Genomic DNA, 16,779 nt, shown 5'->3' with positions numbered 1-16,779 from the left:
CACTCAGATGAACCGCAATTTCCGCTATACCGTACTGCTTGGGCTCGGGCTGGGTTTTGGTTTCTCCGCCTGTCAGGAGCTGGACCTGCCGCCCACCGACCGCCCCACCGACGCCACGTTCTGGCAGCAGCCATCCGACGCGGCCAACGTGCTGGCTACCTGTTACGAAAACCTGTATAACTCCGAGTACTTCTTCTTCAACGAGGTGCTCTCGGACAACGCTTACAATAAAAGCGACGTGAACGGCTCCAACGCCCGCAACATCGCCGAAGGGGCCTACGGCACCAACCAGCAACGCGTTACCAACGAGTGGGGCTACCACTACAGCGGTATCCGCAAGTGCAACCAGCTGCTGGCCAACATTGGTAAGATTACGAACCTGGAGGCCGGCCTCCGGACCCGCTACCAAGCGGAAGCCCGCGCACTGCGAGCCTACCAGTACTTCCAGCTCCTGACCTGGTACGGCGACGTACCCCTGATCACCGACGAAATCAGCGTTACAGCGGCGGCCCGCGTGGCCCGCACCCCACGTGCCGAGGTGCTGGCCTTCGTGCTCAGTGAGCTGGATGCTGCGGCGGCCGACCTGCCCCTGAACACGGCCTACGGCGCCGAAGACCGGGGGCGCTTTACCAAAGGGGCGGCGCTGGCCGTGAAGGCCCGGGTGCTGCTCTACGAGAGCCGCTGGGCCGACGTGGTAGCCGTGACCGACCAGCTGTTGAACAACCAGGCGGGCACCTACAGCCTGTTTGCCAGCTACGCGGGGGTCTTTTCGCCCAACAACGAGGGCAACAGCGAAGTGATGCTAGACCTGCAGTATCTGTTTCCCTCGCGCACCCACTCCGAGCAACGCTTCTTTATTCCGCGCACCGAGGGCAAACTCATCTGCGCCATTGCCCCCACCCAGGAGCTGGTGGACAGCTACGTGATGGCCAACGGCAAGGCCATTACTGAGGCCGGCTCGGGCTATAATGAGGCCACGCCCTACGTAGGCCGCGACCCGCGCTTTGCGGCTACGCTGGTGTACGATGGGTACCGGTGGCAGCGCCCGGATGGGTCAAGCCTCCTCATCCGGACCCTGCCGGGCACCGGCGACAACTCCGTGGACCGCGCCGATGCCAGCCCCACGGGCTACTACTCGGCCAAGTATTTTGACCCCACTGCCGATGCCAACCTCAACTCGGGCCTGAACCTGATTCTGGTGCGCTACGCCGATGTGCTGCTCATGCACGCCGAGGCCAAAAACGAGCTCGGCCAGTTCGGCGCCGGGGATTGGGACCGCACCATCGGGGCCCTGCGGCGCCGGGCGGGCTTCACGGATCCGGCCGCGCTGGCCTTCCCCGGCGGCGATAAAGCCAGCCTGCAAACGGTAATCCGCCGCGAGCGTCGCACGGAGCTGGCCATGGAAGGCCTGCGCATCTTCGACCTGCGCCGCTGGCGCACGGCCCAAACGGCCCTCAATGGCTTTGCGCACGGCATCAAGGCCGGCGACCCGAACGTGGACCGCGGTTACCTGCGGGTGGATCAGCGCACGTTTGACCCCGCCAAGCACTACCTCTGGCCCGTGCCCCAGCGGGAGCGGGACATCAACCCCAACCTCAGTCAAAACCCGGGCTGGTAGCCCTTTCCCATCTGTTTCTGCCTTTTTCTCGCTCTTATAACCATGAAAAAATATTCCCACCCCCTGCTGCTGCTGCTCCTGCTCATTGGCCTGCTCACGGGCTGCCAGAAAGATGATAAGGAGTTGGACGAAACCATTACGCCGGTGGCCAACTATATCTCGCCCGCCGACAACAGCCTGGTGAGACTTGATCCGCCTTCCAACGCGGCCGTCACCTTCGAGTGGGGGCAGGCCCGCGCGGCGGATGGTACCGTAATTCTCTACGAGGTGCTGTTTGACAAGGAGGGCGGCGACTTCACTGCCCCCGTGTACAGCACGGTATCGGGCACGAACGGGCTGGACACCAAGCTGGTGCTCAGCCACGGCGACCTGAATAAAATTGCCAACCTGGCCGGGATTCCGGCCCAGGCCCAGGGCAAGCTGAAATGGACGGTAAATGCCACGAAGGGCCTGAACGTAATGCCCGCCGCCACCGCGCGTACCATTGCGGTAGAGCGCCCCGCCGGCTTCTCCGTTATTCCCGGTAACCTCTACCTCACCGGCTCCGGCACGGAAGCGGGCGCTACGCTCGGCCAGGCCATGCCATTCAAGCGCGTGTCGGCGGGAGTGTTTGAGCTCTACACCCGGCTCTCGCCCGGCGAAGTGAAACTGGTAGACCAGACCACGGGTACGCCCACGGCCTACTATATCAATGGCAACAAACTGCTGCAGGGCAGCAATGCTACCAGCCCCGCCACCACGCCCGCGGTGTACCGCGTCACGCTTGATTTCAACAATGGCTCGGCCATCCTCACGGAAATTCAGTCGGTAGGCCTCTGGGTTTCGGCTCAGAACAAGGTGACTGTGACCCTCCCGTACGTGGGCAAAGGGGTGTGGAAAGTTGAGAATACGCCCATCGAGTTCTTCCAGTTCAGCTGGGGCCGTGATGAGCGCTACAAGTTTATTTTCTCGGAAAAAGATATGGCCGGCAAAGTAACGGCCCGCCAGTACGGCAGCACCAACACCGATAACGTACCCCCCACGGCCACCACGGCCGCGGCCTACTACACCATTGTGCCGGTGGCCGACGACCAGTGGAACAACACCTACAAGTTTGCGGCCGCGGCAGACCGCAAGAGCGTGGACATCACGGTCATGCTGCAGCCCGCGGCATACACCCACCAGGTAACCGTCCGGTAAGGTGCGCCGCGGCTTTTCATTGGGCTTTATTCCAACTACTATGCTGTTTTCCCGAGGCAATGCCGGCCTGCTACTAGGCCTGCTGCTGCTGGCCGCCTGCCACGAGCCCGTTGATGATATAATTACGCCGCCGGCTCCAGCTCCGCCGGCGGCAGCGGTGGCAAACTGGGCCGCCCGCGCCGACTCGGCGCAGGCGGCGCTTCACCAGAACTTCTGGGCGCCCACCAACCAGTACTACCTGCAGAACAACCTCGGCAAGCCCGACTTCAACTACTGGTGGCAGGCCCACGGCCTCGACGTGCTGCTCGATGGCTACCAGCGCACCCAGGTGCCGGACTACACAACCAGGATGCAGCAGCTGCAGCAGGGGGCCAAAAAGCAGAACGGCAACACCTACCTGAACACCTACTACGACGACATGGCCTGGCACGCCCTGGCCAACCTGCGCGCGTTCCAGGTCACGAAGGAGCCCGCGTACAAGGCCACGGCCCTGCAGCTCTGGGCCGACCTCAAGAACGGCTGGAACACCAGCCAGGGCGGCGGTATTGCCTGGCGCAAGAACCAGCGCGACTACAAAAACACGCCCGCCAACGCTCCGGTGGCCATTTTCGCCGCCCGCCTCTACCAGCTCGACCGCAACCCCGACGACCTGGCCTGGGCCACGAAGATTTACGAGTGGCAGAAAAAGACCCTGGTTGACCCCGCTACGGGGGCCGTATGGGATGGCATAAACCGCCAGGGTGATGGGCAGATAGACCGGGAGTGGCGCTTTAGCTACAACCAGGGAGTGTTTCTAGGGGCGGGCCTGGAGTTGTACCGCGCTACGCAGCAAAGCACCTACCTCGACGATGCCAACCGCACGGCGGGCTACGTGGTCAACGATAGCCAGCTTTCGCCCGGGGGCATTCTGCGCGACGAAGGCGGCGGAGACGGTGGCCTGTTCAAAGGCGTATTGGTGCGCTACCTCTCGCTGCTGGCCACCGAGCCCGCCGTACCCGCGGCCACCCGTGCCCGGTACGTGTCGTTCCTCAAGTTCAACGGTGAGAGCCTGTACAAGCAGGGCATGCGCCGACCCCAGTACCTGTTCAACACCAGCTGGACCGCCCAGCCGGGCGGCACCGTCGACGGCTCAACGCAGCTGAGTGGGGTCATGATGTTTGAAGTAATGGCTGACTTGCAGGCGCGCAAGCTCCTGTAGGGTCCCTTAAGTATAATTCTGGTGGGCAAAAGACCGGGCTGAGCAGTGGGATGCGGCCTGGTCTGCCCGCGCCTGGCAGTGGGATCGGGCGCGGGCAAATGCCTGCCCCCGCTACCCTTAACACTCTTGTATGAAGTTGACTTTCACGGCCGGCGCCTGGTCCCTGGCCCTGCTGCTGGCGGCGGGCGGCGCCCGCGCGCAAAGCGTGCTGAAGTACGTGAACCCCAACATTGGCACGGCGCACAGCCGGTGGTTTTTCTACACTCCGGCGGCCGTGCCCTACGGCATGGCCAAGCTGGCACCTTCCACCAACGGCCACTACGGCAATGCCTCGGGCTGGGAAGCCGTGGGCTACGACACCCGCCAGAATTCTATCGAGGGCTTCGTGCACTTTCACGAGTGGCAGGTGGGGGGCGTGAGCTTCATGCCGACCACCGGCGAGCTGCGCGTGAAGCCCGGCGACCTTGACGGCCCGGCGACGGGCTACCGCTCCCGCTTCGACCGCAAAAACCAGGTGGCCGAGCCCGGCTACTACCGGGTGCTGCTCGATGACTACGGCATCACGGCCGAGCTGACGGCCACCAAGCGGGTGGGCTTTCACCGCTACACCTTCCCCAAGAATGAGCAGGCGCATATCATTCTCGACATCGGCAACAAGCAGGGCGAAAGCAGCGACGTGACCGACGCCAGCATTCGGATGGTGGACGCCACGCACGTGGAGGGCTTCGTGAGCACCTACCCCAAGTACGTGAAAACCTACGACCCCACGGGCAAGGTGAACATGTACTTCTTCGGGGAAGTCAGCAAAGCACCGGCCAGCGTAGGCGCCTTCACGGCCGCCGGCACACAGCCCAATACGAACTCGGCTACAGGCAAGGGCGCAGGGTTGTTCCTCAACTACAAGACCGCCGCGCAGGAAAAGATTGAGCTGAAGGTAGGCCTCTCGTACACCTCCATTGCCAACGCCAAAGCCAACTTGCAAGCCGAGGCCCGCCGCCTCACCTTCGACCAGGCCCGCACTGCTGCCCAGGCCACCTGGCAGCGGGAGCTAAGTAAAATTGCGGTGGAAGGCCCCGATGAGCAGAACAAGACCAAGTTTTACACGGGCCTGTTTCATGCCCTGCTCGGCCGCGGCATTGCCAGCGACGTGAACGGCGCTTACCCCAAGCACGCGGGCCAGGTAGGCCAGCTGGCGGCCAGCGGCCCCGCCCCGCGGCCCGAGTTTATCAACACGGACGCCATCTGGGGCGGCTACTGGAACCTGACCCAGCTGTGGGCACTGTCGTACCCCGAGTGGTACGGCAACTACGTGAACACCCAGCTCCAAGTCTACCGCGACAAAGGCTGGTTTGGCGACGGCCTGGCCAACAGCGAGTACATCTCCGGGGTGGGCACCAATTTCGTGGGCCTGGCCGTGGCCGCCGCCTACCAGGTAGGCATCCGCAACTACGACGTGAACCTGGCCTACCAGGCCGTGCGCGCCAATGAGCTAAACTGGCGTAACCGCCCGTTCGGCTCGGGCAAGATGGACGTGAAGGCCTTCACCCAGTACGGCTACGTGCCCTTCAAGGAAGGCTACAAGCAGGACCAGGGCGTGTGGTACAAAACCGACTCCACCGGCGCCTATTTCTCCAACTCCCACACCCTGGAGTACAGCTACAGCGCCTTTGCCGCCGCGCAAATGGCCAAAGCCCTGGGCAAAAAGGAAGATTACGCGCAGCTCATCAAGCTTTCTAACGGCTGGCAAGCCATTCTGAACCCGCAGAGCCAGCTCATGCAGCCCAAGCTGGCGGATGGCACCTTCGCCGGCAACTTCAAGCCCTTTGAGCCGTGGCGCGGCTTCCAGGAGGGCAATGCCATGCAGTACACCTTCTACGTGCCGCAAAACCCCGCCGGCCTCATCGCGGCCATAGGGCGCGATAAGTTCAACAGCCGCCTGGACAGCATCTTCACGGCCTCGGCCAAAACCGGCTTCGGGGGCGGTAAGGAAATAGATGCCTTCGCCGGCGTCAATGCCATCTACAACCACGGCAACCAACCCTGCCTGCACATCAGCTGGCTGTTCAACTTCTCGGGCCAGCCCTGGCTGACGCAGAAGTGGACCCGCCAGATTTGCGACGAGTTTTACGGCACCGAGCCCATCCACGGCTACGGCTACGGCCAGGATGAGGACCAGGGCCAGCTGGGCTCCTGGTACGTCATCACGGCCCTGGGTTTGTTCGACGTAAAGGGCTTCACCGATGCCCGCCCCATCATTGAGCTGGGCAGCCCGCTGTTCAGCAAGGCCACCATCCAGCTGGGCAACCAGAACAAGCTGGTAATTGAAGCCAAAAACACGGCCAAGCAGAACGTGTACGTGCAGGCGGCGGAGTTGAATGGCAAGCCCCTCACCAACTGCTGGCTTTACCGGGATGAGCTGATGCGCGGGGGCCGGCTGGTGTTTACCATGGGCCCCCAGCCCAACAAAGCCTGGGGTAGCCAGACCCCGCCGCCCTCGGCCCAGTAGGCCCGCCGGCAGCCATCCCTGGGAACGGCCCCAGCCCCGGGTGCCCCAGCGGAGGTCTACTCGGCGGCCGGCTGGGGCCTGGTTAGCCGCAGCAGCAGCTGGCAAAGCTCCTCTTCCGCAAAGGGTTTGGTCACGCAGCCATTCATCCCCGCGGCTAGATACGTCGCCTGGTCGGCCTCGAAGGCGTTGGCCGTCAAGGCGATAATGGGCAGGTTGACGTGGGGCAGGCTGCGCCGCTGCCGGAAGGCCCGGGTTACTTCCAGCCCGCTCAGGCCCGGCATCTGGATATCCAGCACCGCCGCGTCGTAGGGCTGCGCCTCCAGGGCCTCCAGGGCCGCTACCCCGTGGGCTACCACGTCCACGACCACTCCCCGCTGCTCCAGAATCACCCGGGTAATCCACTGGTTCACCAGATTGTCCTCGGCCAGCAAAATGTGCAGGCCCCGCAGTTCCTCGTAGCTTGCTCGGGGTGGTTCAGCCGGCAGGGGGGCCGCCGTCGGCTCGCTTCGCGGTAGCGTCAGCCCAAAGAAAAAGGTGGAGCCCTCCCCCGGGGTGCTGCTGAGCCGGAGCACGCTTCCCATCTGCCGGACTAACTGGTCGCTGATGGCCAGGCCCAAGCCCGTCCCCCCCAGGGCCGAGAATGGCACGGCGTTAACTTGGCTGAAGGCCTCGAAGATGGCTTCCTGCTCCTCCGCAGCGATGCCAATGCCCGTATCCTGCACCCAGAAGCGGATGGTCACGTCCTCGGGGGCCCCCCGCACCACCGTCGCGCCCAGCTGAATGCCGCCCTGCTCGGTAAACTTAATGGCGTTTCCCAGCAGGTTGAGCAGCACCTGATGGAGGCGGGCGGCGTCGCCGACCAGCGAGAGCCCGCTGAGCGCGTCGGCCTCTATCGTTACGGGGAGCCCTTTGAGCGTGGCCAGGGCCCCTACCGTTTGCTGCGCCCCCCGCAGGGTGCTGAGCACGTCGAAGGGCGCCTGGGCCAGGGGGAGGGGCCGGGAGGTGATTTTGGTTAAGTCCAGCACATCGTTGATGAGCAACAACAGCTGGTGACCGGCCTGCTGCATGGTGGTCAGGTAGCCCTGCTGCTGGGCCGTCAGGGAGGTCTTTTCCAGCAGCAACGCCATCCCCAACACCCCGTTAAGGGGCGTCCGGATCTCGTGACTCATGCGGGAGAGAAACATTTCCTTGGCCTGGGCGTTTTCTTCCGCTTGCTGCTTGGCCTGCTGGGCCTCCTGTTCGGCCGCCACCCGGGCGGTGATGTCGGTGTGCAGCGTGAGCACTTCCAGCCGGCCATCCGCTCGCTGCAGGGGGCGTTTGTCGGTCTGGAAGTAGCGCACCTCCCCGTCCTCGGCCGTAAGCGAAATCTCGCGCCGAAAGACCTGCCCGGTTTCGAGCACCTGCCGGTTCCACGCGCAGAACTGATCGAAGTCCCGCTGGTGGTCGGGGTGCTTGGGCCGGTTGAAGCCCCGGCTCTGGAAGAACTGCCGAAAGGCCGCGTTGGCAAACACCACTTCGTTGGCGGGATTTATGACGCAGAGCAGGTTAGGGATGGTATCCACAATCTGCTGGACCAGGTACTGGTGCTCCCGCAGGGCCGCTTCGGCCTGCTGCCGCTCGGTAATGTCAATGCCCAGGCTCAGCACCATGCGTAGCGAGCCGTCGGCGGCGAACAGGGGCCGGAAGCGCCGCAGGTGGTGGCGCTTCCCCAACTGGGGGTACCACAGAGTTTCCTCCCAGGTAACTTCCTGCCGCTCCCGCAGGGCCTGCTCGAACAGCGCCTGTCGGCGCTCCGCCATGGCCCGGGGTCGCCCGCGCCGGGCGCACGATTCAAAGTTGTTCTTGCCGATCAGCCAGGCCCGCAGGGCCGGGTCGGGCTCCACGACGGGGTTGGCGTACAGATAGCGGTGTTGCGCGTCGAAGGCAATGACGCCGGCGGGCACGTGAGCCAGAATGGATTCGTAAAAGTTCTCCTCCTGGCTCTGCTGCCGGGGGGCCGCCGTGAGATACACCGCCAGGGCTTCCTCCTCCGGCCCGGCCACGGCGGCCACCCGGTAGGAGTGGCCTGCCAGGATAAGCTCCTGGGGCTGGCCCGAGTGCCAGGCCCGCCGCCCCACGCGCAGCAGGCGGGGCCCCGCCTCGCGCTGCAAAGCGTCCGGCGCGGCGGCGAGCAGGGCGGCGGCGGCGCGGTTAGCGTAGCGCACTTCGCCCCGGGAAGAAAGCTGCACTACGGGCTGCGGGTGCTGCTCAAGCAGGTGGGCGCGGGTCCGCAGCTGCGCCAGGTGCTGGTGGCGCTCGGTAATGTCGCGCCCCACAATCAGGTGCTCCCCGCTCGTCGACTCTAACACCAGGTAGTCCAGCTCCACCACCCGGCCGTCGGCCAGGGCAAAGGCCTGGTGCAGCGATGTTGTTCCGGCGCGGTGGGTTGTTCGCAGCCACGCCCGGAAGGCGGCCGGATCCTCAAAAGCCTCGGCAATAAAGCTGGTATCGGCTCCGGCCGGCTGGGGGCCCCGGGGGAGGGGGGGCTCCGCGGCGCAACCCAGCAGGGTGCGGAAAGCCTGGTTAAGAGCTTGGGTTCGGCCATCCGCGCTCAGCAGCCACCCCGCCGTGGGCAGCTGCTGCACGAAGGCCGTCGCCCCGGGCTGATCGGAGCCATCGGCTTCCTGCTGCAGGGCAGCAATTTGCGCTTGGGCGGCGGTTAGTGCCAGCTGGCACTGGGCGAGTTGGTCCGCTAGACTAGCCGTGCCATCTACGGGGAAAGAGGACATATCAGCAGCGAGAATAGAAATTCTTGAGCAAAGTAGAAGATAACGAAGCGCGGGCACATCATGGCGGGCCGGCCGGCCGCCCCTGCTCCGACCTCGACTTGGCACTTAGCGCCCGGGGCTAGGCCAGAGCTACCAGACCATTCACTAGGGCGGCAGCCCGGCTTGGGTTGCCCCTGCAGCGTAGCTAAGCAAGGTAAGGACTTTCCCGCGGAGCGGGGAGGCCTAGGGAGCCCACCTGCGAGCTTCCGCCCGGGTAGGCCCAAGGTGGCTGCCAGCAACGAGCGAGGCGCCGCGGCGGGCCGCCGGGACATCGGCAGCACACCACCTGTAGGCGCGCCGCTTCCTTCGTTTAGCTATAGATGGCCGCTGAGGCAGTTAAGTTCCCCCGCCGCTGGGTGCCGGGCAGTATCTGCCGTGTTTGCCGGGCGTAAAGTAGTCAGGCCCCGGTGAGCCAATCGTGGTTGATTCCCCCAGGTAAGTCATGGCCGTTGCACCGGGCCGCCAGCGGCTGAGGAGCAGCGGTCCTCTCAACCCGGGGAACGGTGCCATTTTTCACGTAGATGGTGGGGCCGCCCGACGGGGGCGGGGGCCGGGCGGAGAGTGCCATTTTTCACGCAGTCACTCGGAGAGATGCTATGTGCCTGTGCTATTGAATTTTCTCCCCCGCAGGCGCCTTAAAATCCGGACAGCGCCTTCTGCGGGCCGACTTTGGTGGGAAAGCCGCCCCCAGGAGTAGAGCTGATCCTTTTCAACTTTTTCAAAAAAATCAGAACCTCTTCTGTATTCTAAAGCTTTTCTTAATTATATTCTTTATTCAGGAAGCCATAACTAATTGATTTTCAAGTTGTAATACCGGTTTCCTGCGTGAAAAATGGCACTCTGCTGCGTGAAAAATGGCACCCATTTGCGTGAAAAATGGCACCATCTGCGCGAAAAACGGCACTCTGCTGCGTGAGAAGTGGCACCACTACGTGAAAAATGGCACCATCTGCGTGAAAACAGGCACTTTTTCCGGGCTGGCCCGGCCAACTACGTGAAAAATGGCACCGCGCAGCCTGGTCCCGATCTACGTGAAAAATGGCACTCCCGGCTTTCATTTGCGTGAACTTCGATGAATTTTCACGCCGGTACGTATATTAGTGGAATCTCCACTTTCGCCGTTCCTATGCCCACGGTTCCCGCCGCCGCTACGCTTTACCCCCGGGCCTACCAAGCCAACGCCCTGGTCCGTGCTCCCCTGAAGCTCACCCACGTGGAAGCCCGCATCTTTGCCCTGGCCCTGGGCTGCATTCACCAGGACCAGACGGAGCTGCCGGGTATCTCCATTCCCCTGAGCCGGGTGATGACCCAGAAGAAGGGCGGCAGCGTGTACGAAACCATCCGCGACGCTTGCAAGAGCCTGATGTCCAAGGTGGTCAGCATTGAGTCGCAGACGGGCAACAAAAAACGCTTTACGGCTTACTCCATCATCAGCTACATCGATTTAAACGAGGGCACGGGCTTTTTGACGGGCAATTTCGCCCCGGAAATCAAGCCCTTCCTGCTCCAGCTGGCCGAGCAGTACACGCACGTGGAAATTGAAACTCTGCTCACGCTCAAGTCGGCCCACGCGCACCGGCTGTACTGGCTGCTCAAGTCCTGGGACGACGTGGGCCTGTGGGAGGTGGATTTCGGCACCCTGCGCAAGCAGATTCTGGGGGACGACAACGACGTCACGTACACGCTCTTTTACGACTTCAAGCGCTATGCGCTCGAGCCGGCCCTGCGGGAACTGCACTCCCTGGGGTGGATGGTAACCTACGAGCCCATCAAGGAAGGCAAAAAGGTGCAAGCCGTGCGCTTCACTATCCCCAAGCCCCAGGCCCTGCTCGGGGAGCAGGACCTGGCCAGCGTGCCAATTAAAACCACGAGCAAGACCCGCCCCGCGGAAAAGCAGATGAGCCTGGCCCTGACCGCGGAGCTGCCCACGCTGCACCAGCGCATCGTTACGCGCCTGCACAAGCTCAAGATGACCGAGGCGCAGATTCAGCACGTGCTCAACTTCATGGGCGACGACGAGGCGAAAATCGCCAAGCTCATGAAAGTCAGCCACCCGCTCCTACGCGATTTCGAAGCCGGCAACAAGGTTTTTGACAACCTGGGGGGAGTCGCCATCAACTTACTGAAAACGGAATTTCCGGGCCTGTACCCCACGCTGAAATAAGCTAGCCGACGGCCCCGGCCTGCTGCCGCCCCCGCCGCCCGCGCCCGTTTTTTCTGAGGTCGGGTGCTGAAGTAAAAAGGCGCCCCCCTTCAGGCTTCCAGATTTTGCGCCCACCTTTGGGGCTATTTTTTCAGGAGCTGCCCGTGATAAACGCCACCGAATCAGAAGAACGAGAATACCTGGAAGAGATCAAGGAGAAGCTGACGCTCGCCATTCGGCGGGTGGATGACGCCGTCAAGCAGTTTTCCGATGAGCTCCGGCAGAAAAAGCAGTATATCCACGAGCACCAGTCGGGCATGGACGAGGCCGACATGGTTGCGGCCGGGCAGTCCATCAACCGGATGGCCTTTACGGGCGAAGGCGCCGTGGCCCGGAAACGACGGCTGCTGAAGCTGGGACAGTCGCCCTACTTCGGCCGCCTGGACTTCGCCCCCCCCGGGCAGGGGAGCACGCCGGTGTACATTGGCGTGTACTCCTTCTTTGAGGAGCAGCAGCGCCAGAACCTGATTTACGACTGGCGGGCCCCGATTTCCTCCATGTTTTACGACTTCGAGCTGGGAGCGGCCGCCTACACCACCCCTTCCGGTACCATCGAGGGCACCATCGAGCGCAAGCGGCAATACAAGATTCGGGACGGCCGCCTGGAGTTTCTGCTCGACAGCGCCGTGAATATTCACGACGACGTGCTGCAGCAGGAGCTGGCCAAGTCCTCCGACGATAAAATGAAAAATATCGTCGCCACCATTCAGCGCGACCAGAACGCGGTCATCCGCAATGAGACGGCGCCGGTGATGATCATTCAGGGCGTGGCCGGCTCGGGCAAAACCTCCATCGCCCTGCACCGCATCGCCTTTCTGCTGTACCGCTACCGGGAGACGATCCGGGCCAAGGACGTGCTGATCATCTCCCCGAATAAAGTTTTCGCCGACTACATCTCCAACGTGCTGCCCGAGCTGGGCGAAGAACACATCCCCGAGCTGGGCATGGAGGAGCTGGCGGCCGACCTGCTGGGCAACCGCTACCGGTTTCAAACCTTTTTCGAGCAGGTGTCGGCCCTGCTGGAGCGGCCCGACCCCGCGTTTATCGAGCGCATCCGGTTCAAGTCATCGGCGGAGTTTCTCAGCAAGCTGAACCAGTACCTGCTTCACGTGGAGAACCACTACTTCACCGCTGCCGAGCTGCGGGTGGGCGGCACGGTGGTGCCCCGGCAACTGCTGCTGGACAAGTTTAAGGCCTACCACCGGGTGCCAATCTTGAAGCGCTTCGCCCTGATTGCCGATGATGTGCGGGCCTTCGTGCGAGACGCGGTCCGCCGCAAGCTGACCGGGCGCGAGAAGGCCGCCATTGGGGAAGGAATACCCCGTATGCTGAAGTTCAATCAGGTGCTGGACTTCTACCGGGACTTTTACCGCTGGGTGGGGCAGCCCAGGCTCCTGCGGCTGGACCACCCGCTACAGTTGGAGTACGCCGATGTGTTTGCCTTGATTTATTTGCACCTGCGGCTGGAAGGACTGGCTTCCTACGATCACGTCAAGCACTTGCTCGTGGACGAGATGCAGGACTACACCCCGGTGCAGTATGCCGTCTTGTCGCGCTTGTTTCACTGCCGCAAAACCATCCTGGGCGATGTCAGCCAGACGGTGAACCCCTACAGCGCTTCCTCCGCCGAAACCATCGAACGCGTATTCCCGCAAGCCGAGGTGGTCAAGCTCTACCGCAGCTACCGCTCAACCGTCGAGATTACGGCCTTCGCGCAGCGCATCACCCCCAATCCCCACCTCATTCCCCTGGACCGGCACGGCCCGGCGCCGGCCGTGGTGGGTTACAACAGCCCGGGTGAGGAGCTAACGGCGCTCCGCCAGCTGATTGCGGACTTTAAAAGCTCGGGTCAGCATTCCCTGGGCCTCATTTGCAAAACTCTCGCGCAAGCCGAACACGCGCAGGAGGCACTGCAGGCCCCGGGCGTTTATTTGCTCACGGAGGAGTCAACTGCCTTTAAGGAGGGAGTCATTATCACTACTGCTCACTTGGCCAAGGGGTTGGAATTCGATGCGGTGGTGGTGCCCTTTGCCTCCGCTCAGACCTACACCACGGAGGTTGACCGAAGCATGCTGTACGTAGCCTGCACCCGGGCGATGCATCAACTCACGCTCACGTACGTCGGTGAGCTTACCCCCATCCTGGCTGGCTAGGACGGCGAGCAGGCGGGTTGCCGTACGGCCGGGGGACAGCTTGCCGGCTTTTTGATCAGCTCGGGAGTCGTTTCATTCCGTCGCCCACGGCGGCGGCAGCGGCGCTGGGAAGCAGGCTCGGCACTAGCCCGGGGGCTCCCGGGCCGGGTCAGGCGGCTTTTCGCATTTTAGCAAGCCGGGCGGCGCGTTCCCGGGCAACTGCTGCCCGCAAGAAGTCCGGGTAGAAGTTTGCCTTATCGCCGGTGGCGGCCAGTTGGGTCCAGCTCTGGTAAGGGTAGGGCACCTTGGCGTAGGCCCGGTGGCGCCACCATCTGGACAGCAGGGACTGAAACAAACCTCGAGCATTCATCGGCTTAGCGCGCAGGCAGCGGTAGATAGATGGCAATATTTATATAAAAAATATTAAACACAATAGGCGTGGTCGTTCCTGGGCTGCCCGGCAGTAGAAACGGCTCCCGCTGGCTCCGGGTAAATTGGTCAGCGGGAGAAAAACCGGGTCAGCGCAACCCTCGGGCAGGCCTACCAGGCCGCTCAAGGGTTCTTTGGCTTAGCTGGCGCCCCTGACGAGCACGATGCCGTCCTTTCCAAGGCCGGTTCGACAGAACAATCGGTGGCTTTTTAGGCGAGTGGCCACATAGAGCTGGCGGGAAGGGAGTGTATTTTGGCCTAAATACTAAGTAGTCAGGGTGTTGAGCGGCGAGCTAAGCGGCTCCGGCCGGGGGCTCCCAGCCCGTCTGCGCGGCCCAGCCCGCGGCCGCGTGGTACAGCAACTCGAAGACCGGCGCTTTGATGTAGAGGTAGCCCTCGATGCTGGAGGGAAACAGCGTGGCCGCCCGCTGCTTCAGCCGGCCGTAGGCCTGGCTGGCCGCGGGCTGGGCGCGCAGGTAATCGCGCATCAGCAGGGCAAAGCGGGTGTTGAACCGCCCGGCTTCCCGCACGTGCAGGTGCAGGCGGCGCTCCCCGGCCGGCTCGCGCCAGTAGAGCTTGCGCAAGTCAGGGCAGTGGGCCGGCAGCTGCCCGAACTCGTCGTAGCGGAACCCGGCGCGCAGCTGAAAGCCCGCCTGGGTCAGCCCGCGCGTGAGCTCCGCGGTCTGGGTGAGGTCGGCCACGGTGAGCTGCACGTCCAGCACGTCCTTGGCTTGCAGGCCCGGTACGGCCGTGGAGCCGATGTGGTCGATGCGCAGCAGCGAGCTGCCCACCAGGGGAGCCAGCCGCTGCGCCAAGGCCGCAAACTCCCGGGCCCACCGGGGCTGGTAGGGCAGCAGGACTGGCCGGGAGGAAGCAAAAGGCGGGGCTGTCGACATGCGGGAACAGGTGGTGGGCGGAACCGGAAACCGCCCTAAAGTAGGAAGTAGCCCGGCAACAAGGGGCCCTCATTACCGGGCCCTACCCGCCTTTAGGGGAAGCTTGCGCGCCCAAACTTTTCCGTCGGGGTTGGTAATAGCTTCTCGGTGAATCCTGGCGCCGGCGGCTGGCTTTCACGCCAGCCACTCGAGGGCTGCCGTGGGCGGGTGCGCGCAAAAGATCCGACTGATTAAGCCGTAGTGCCGCCGGGCCTCCAGGCAAAACTGGGTGGCCTGCAGGCGAACCAGGGGCATGGCGGAGGGCAGCACGGCCACCTGCCGCAGGTAGCCACTAGCCATGGCCCGCGGCCCCCAGTCCAGCAGCAGCCAGCTTATCAGCGGGGGCTCGTCGCTGGCCCAGTAGCGCAGATCCAGCAGCAGCTTGGGCCGCTGGCTGCGCCTGAGCAGCAGGAGCGCCCGCTCGAATAGGTCCTGCGCGGCCCGCAGCTCTACCGCGCCGGGCTCCACGGTCAGCATCACCACGCCCTGGGCCGAAAGTGCGAGGCAGCCCGCGGGGTGTAGTTCGAATAAAGAGTCCGGCATAGGCGCTAGGGGTATAGACGAGATAGAAACAGCGCAATACAAAGATGATGCTAGCTTCCCGGCCAGCCGCCGGCTCTAGTGGAAGGAACTGCCAAACGAACCAGGGGGCCTGGCGCATAGTCCCGCCCGCCCGGCCCCCTGGCAGCCAGCGGCGGCTCCGCCGGAAAGCGCCGCCGAGGTTTTGCGCTTTCGGCGGAAGAGACCGGCTGGCTAGATTGGGAGCGACCGTCCCGGGAGCGGGCCCGGGCCCCAAAGTCACGCTCCGGACTCCACGTCGTTTTCCGCACGGCTAGCGGGAGAACCAACCGGAGGGGGTAAGCGCCAGCTGAGCCGGGCCGGGCGGTGACGGGCAACTGCTTCTTGCGACTTGGGGCGTAAGCAGCCCACCCGGCCTCGGCCGTTACCGCCGGACCCTACGCGCTGCGAAATTGGCCGGCGGCATCGGCGAGGCGCCGGAACAAGGCGTACAGGCGGGGCTGCGGCGCTTCCTCCTGCGCCACGTACTCGCGGTACGCCTGCAGCGCAAACTCGGGCCCCACGAAGGACTGCAGCTGCTGGATGGTGTAGGGTTGGGTGCGCATATCGCCGCGCTGGCCGCCTCCCCCGGGCCGGTCGACCTGCAGCAGCACCCAGCCGAGGCGGGGCAGCACCATTTGTGTCAGCAGGGCCTGGTAGGCGCGCTGGTGGGCGGGGTGAGTCAGCACCGGCAGCATGGCCCGGTCGTGCCAGAACAGGATCGGGTCCAGCCAGGGCAGGTGCTGGGCCTGGGTAACGTCGTCCACCACCCACAGCACCTGGTCGCGCTGCTGGGGCGTAAGCTGCTGGGCCTGGGCTTCCAGCGCCCCGGGGCTGACATCCACGGCCACTACATTGGAGTAGCCCTCGCTCAGCAGCGCGGGCACAAACGAGCTGCTGCCCGCACCCAGATCCAACAGCGGCGCGTCCCAGGCCAGGAAGGTTTGACTTAACAGCTCGAGCGCTACCTCGTTGGCAACGTCGGCGGAAGGCGTAGCAAAGGGAACTTGTCTCATTACTACCCATACGAAGTTCCGGGCCAACTGATGTTGCGGCGCCCGGAGCTACACCCGCCCCGCTCTTGCCACCACCCGAGGGCGCCCCTGCCCGGTCTGGGGGCTACTACCCCGGGCAGGCAGCCCGGGGTAGCACCCACCAGTCAGTGTAAAACACAATAAATATATAGTATATAGTTTGTCTAAAGGGCTTTAGCT

At 63.6% G+C, this 16,779-nt stretch carries 13 protein-coding genes; 7 read left to right on the top strand and 6 right to left on the bottom strand.

Annotated features, from left to right (window positions below; translation table 11 throughout):
• The first annotated feature begins 7 nt into the window (after nt 1-7).
• The 4 genes from EU557_RS22675 to EU557_RS22660 all read left to right on the top strand — a co-directional run bounded on the left by EU557_RS22675 (nt 8) and on the right by EU557_RS22660 (nt 6,501).
• Nucleotides 8-1,618, top strand: coding sequence for a RagB/SusD family nutrient uptake outer membrane protein (locus EU557_RS22675; protein ID WP_135532771.1), 1,611 nt, complete (start codon nt 8-10; stop codon nt 1,616-1,618).
• A gap of 42 nt (nt 1,619-1,660) precedes the next feature.
• The gene (locus tag EU557_RS22670; RefSeq protein ID WP_135532770.1) at nt 1,661-2,797 is read left to right on the top strand and encodes a SusE domain-containing protein; all 1,137 of its coding nucleotides are present in this window, start codon (nt 1,661-1,663) and stop codon (nt 2,795-2,797) included.
• A gap of 40 nt (nt 2,798-2,837) precedes the next feature.
• On the top strand, nt 2,838-3,995 hold the full coding sequence (locus EU557_RS22665; RefSeq protein ID WP_135532769.1) for a glycoside hydrolase family 76 protein: 1,158 nt from the start codon (nt 2,838-2,840) through the stop codon (nt 3,993-3,995).
• A gap of 130 nt (nt 3,996-4,125) precedes the next feature.
• Complete coding sequence (locus EU557_RS22660) at nt 4,126-6,501, top strand: GH92 family glycosyl hydrolase (RefSeq protein ID WP_135532768.1); 2,376 nt, start codon at nt 4,126-4,128, stop codon at nt 6,499-6,501.
• Nucleotides 6,502-6,557: 56 nt separating this feature from the next.
• Here EU557_RS22660 and EU557_RS22655 read toward each other — a convergent pair whose 3' ends face one another.
• Both EU557_RS22655 and EU557_RS25585 read right to left on the bottom strand, forming a co-directional pair.
• A complete protein-coding gene (locus EU557_RS22655) occupies nt 6,558-9,269 on the bottom strand; it encodes a PAS domain-containing hybrid sensor histidine kinase/response regulator (protein WP_135532767.1) in 2,712 nt (903 codons plus the stop codon).
• 436 nt (nt 9,270-9,705) lie between these two features.
• A complete protein-coding gene (locus EU557_RS25585) occupies nt 9,706-9,876 on the bottom strand; it encodes a hypothetical protein (protein ID WP_167855314.1) in 171 nt (56 codons plus the stop codon).
• A 286-nt stretch (nt 9,877-10,162) separates the two neighbouring features.
• Here EU557_RS25585 and EU557_RS25580 point away from each other — a divergent pair, with 286 nt between their 5' ends.
• The 3 genes from EU557_RS25580 to EU557_RS22645 all read left to right on the top strand — a co-directional run bounded on the left by EU557_RS25580 (nt 10,163) and on the right by EU557_RS22645 (nt 13,664).
• Nucleotides 10,163-10,306, top strand: coding sequence for a hypothetical protein (locus EU557_RS25580; protein ID WP_167855313.1), 144 nt, complete (start codon nt 10,163-10,165; stop codon nt 10,304-10,306).
• Nucleotides 10,307-10,434: 128 nt separating this feature from the next.
• On the top strand, nt 10,435-11,472 hold the full coding sequence (locus tag EU557_RS22650) for a replication initiation protein (protein WP_167855312.1): 1,038 nt from the start codon (nt 10,435-10,437) through the stop codon (nt 11,470-11,472).
• 116 nt (nt 11,473-11,588) lie between these two features.
• Nucleotides 11,589-13,664, top strand: a complete 2,076-nt coding sequence (locus EU557_RS22645; protein WP_245326365.1) for a HelD family protein — start codon at nt 11,589-11,591, stop codon at nt 13,662-13,664.
• A gap of 148 nt (nt 13,665-13,812) precedes the next feature.
• On the opposite strand, the gene EU557_RS22640 is transcribed toward EU557_RS22645, so the two are convergent.
• The 4 genes from EU557_RS22640 to EU557_RS22625 form a co-directional block, all read right to left on the bottom strand.
• Nucleotides 13,813-14,013, bottom strand: a complete 201-nt coding sequence (locus EU557_RS22640) for a hypothetical protein (RefSeq protein ID WP_135532765.1) — start codon at nt 14,011-14,013, stop codon at nt 13,813-13,815.
• A gap of 352 nt (nt 14,014-14,365) precedes the next feature.
• A complete protein-coding gene (locus tag EU557_RS22635; protein ID WP_135532764.1) occupies nt 14,366-14,968 on the bottom strand; it encodes a GrpB family protein in 603 nt (200 codons plus the stop codon).
• A 174-nt stretch (nt 14,969-15,142) separates the two neighbouring features.
• Nucleotides 15,143-15,550 carry a hypothetical protein gene (locus tag EU557_RS22630; protein ID WP_135532763.1) on the bottom strand — a complete coding sequence of 136 codons (408 nt, stop codon included), beginning with the start codon at nt 15,548-15,550 and terminating at the stop codon, nt 15,143-15,145.
• Between the two features lie 413 nt (nt 15,551-15,963).
• The gene (locus tag EU557_RS22625) at nt 15,964-16,581 is read right to left on the bottom strand and encodes a class I SAM-dependent methyltransferase (RefSeq protein ID WP_135532762.1); all 618 of its coding nucleotides are present in this window, start codon (nt 16,579-16,581) and stop codon (nt 15,964-15,966) included.
• Between the last annotated feature and the right edge of the window lie 198 nt (nt 16,582-16,779).

This window comes from Hymenobacter wooponensis (assembly GCF_004745865.1).
GTDB classification, from domain to species: Bacteria; Bacteroidota; Bacteroidia; order Cytophagales; family Hymenobacteraceae; genus Hymenobacter; species Hymenobacter wooponensis.
Note: the sequence above shows the minus strand (reverse complement) of the source record. Positions and strands in the feature narration are given on the sequence as shown.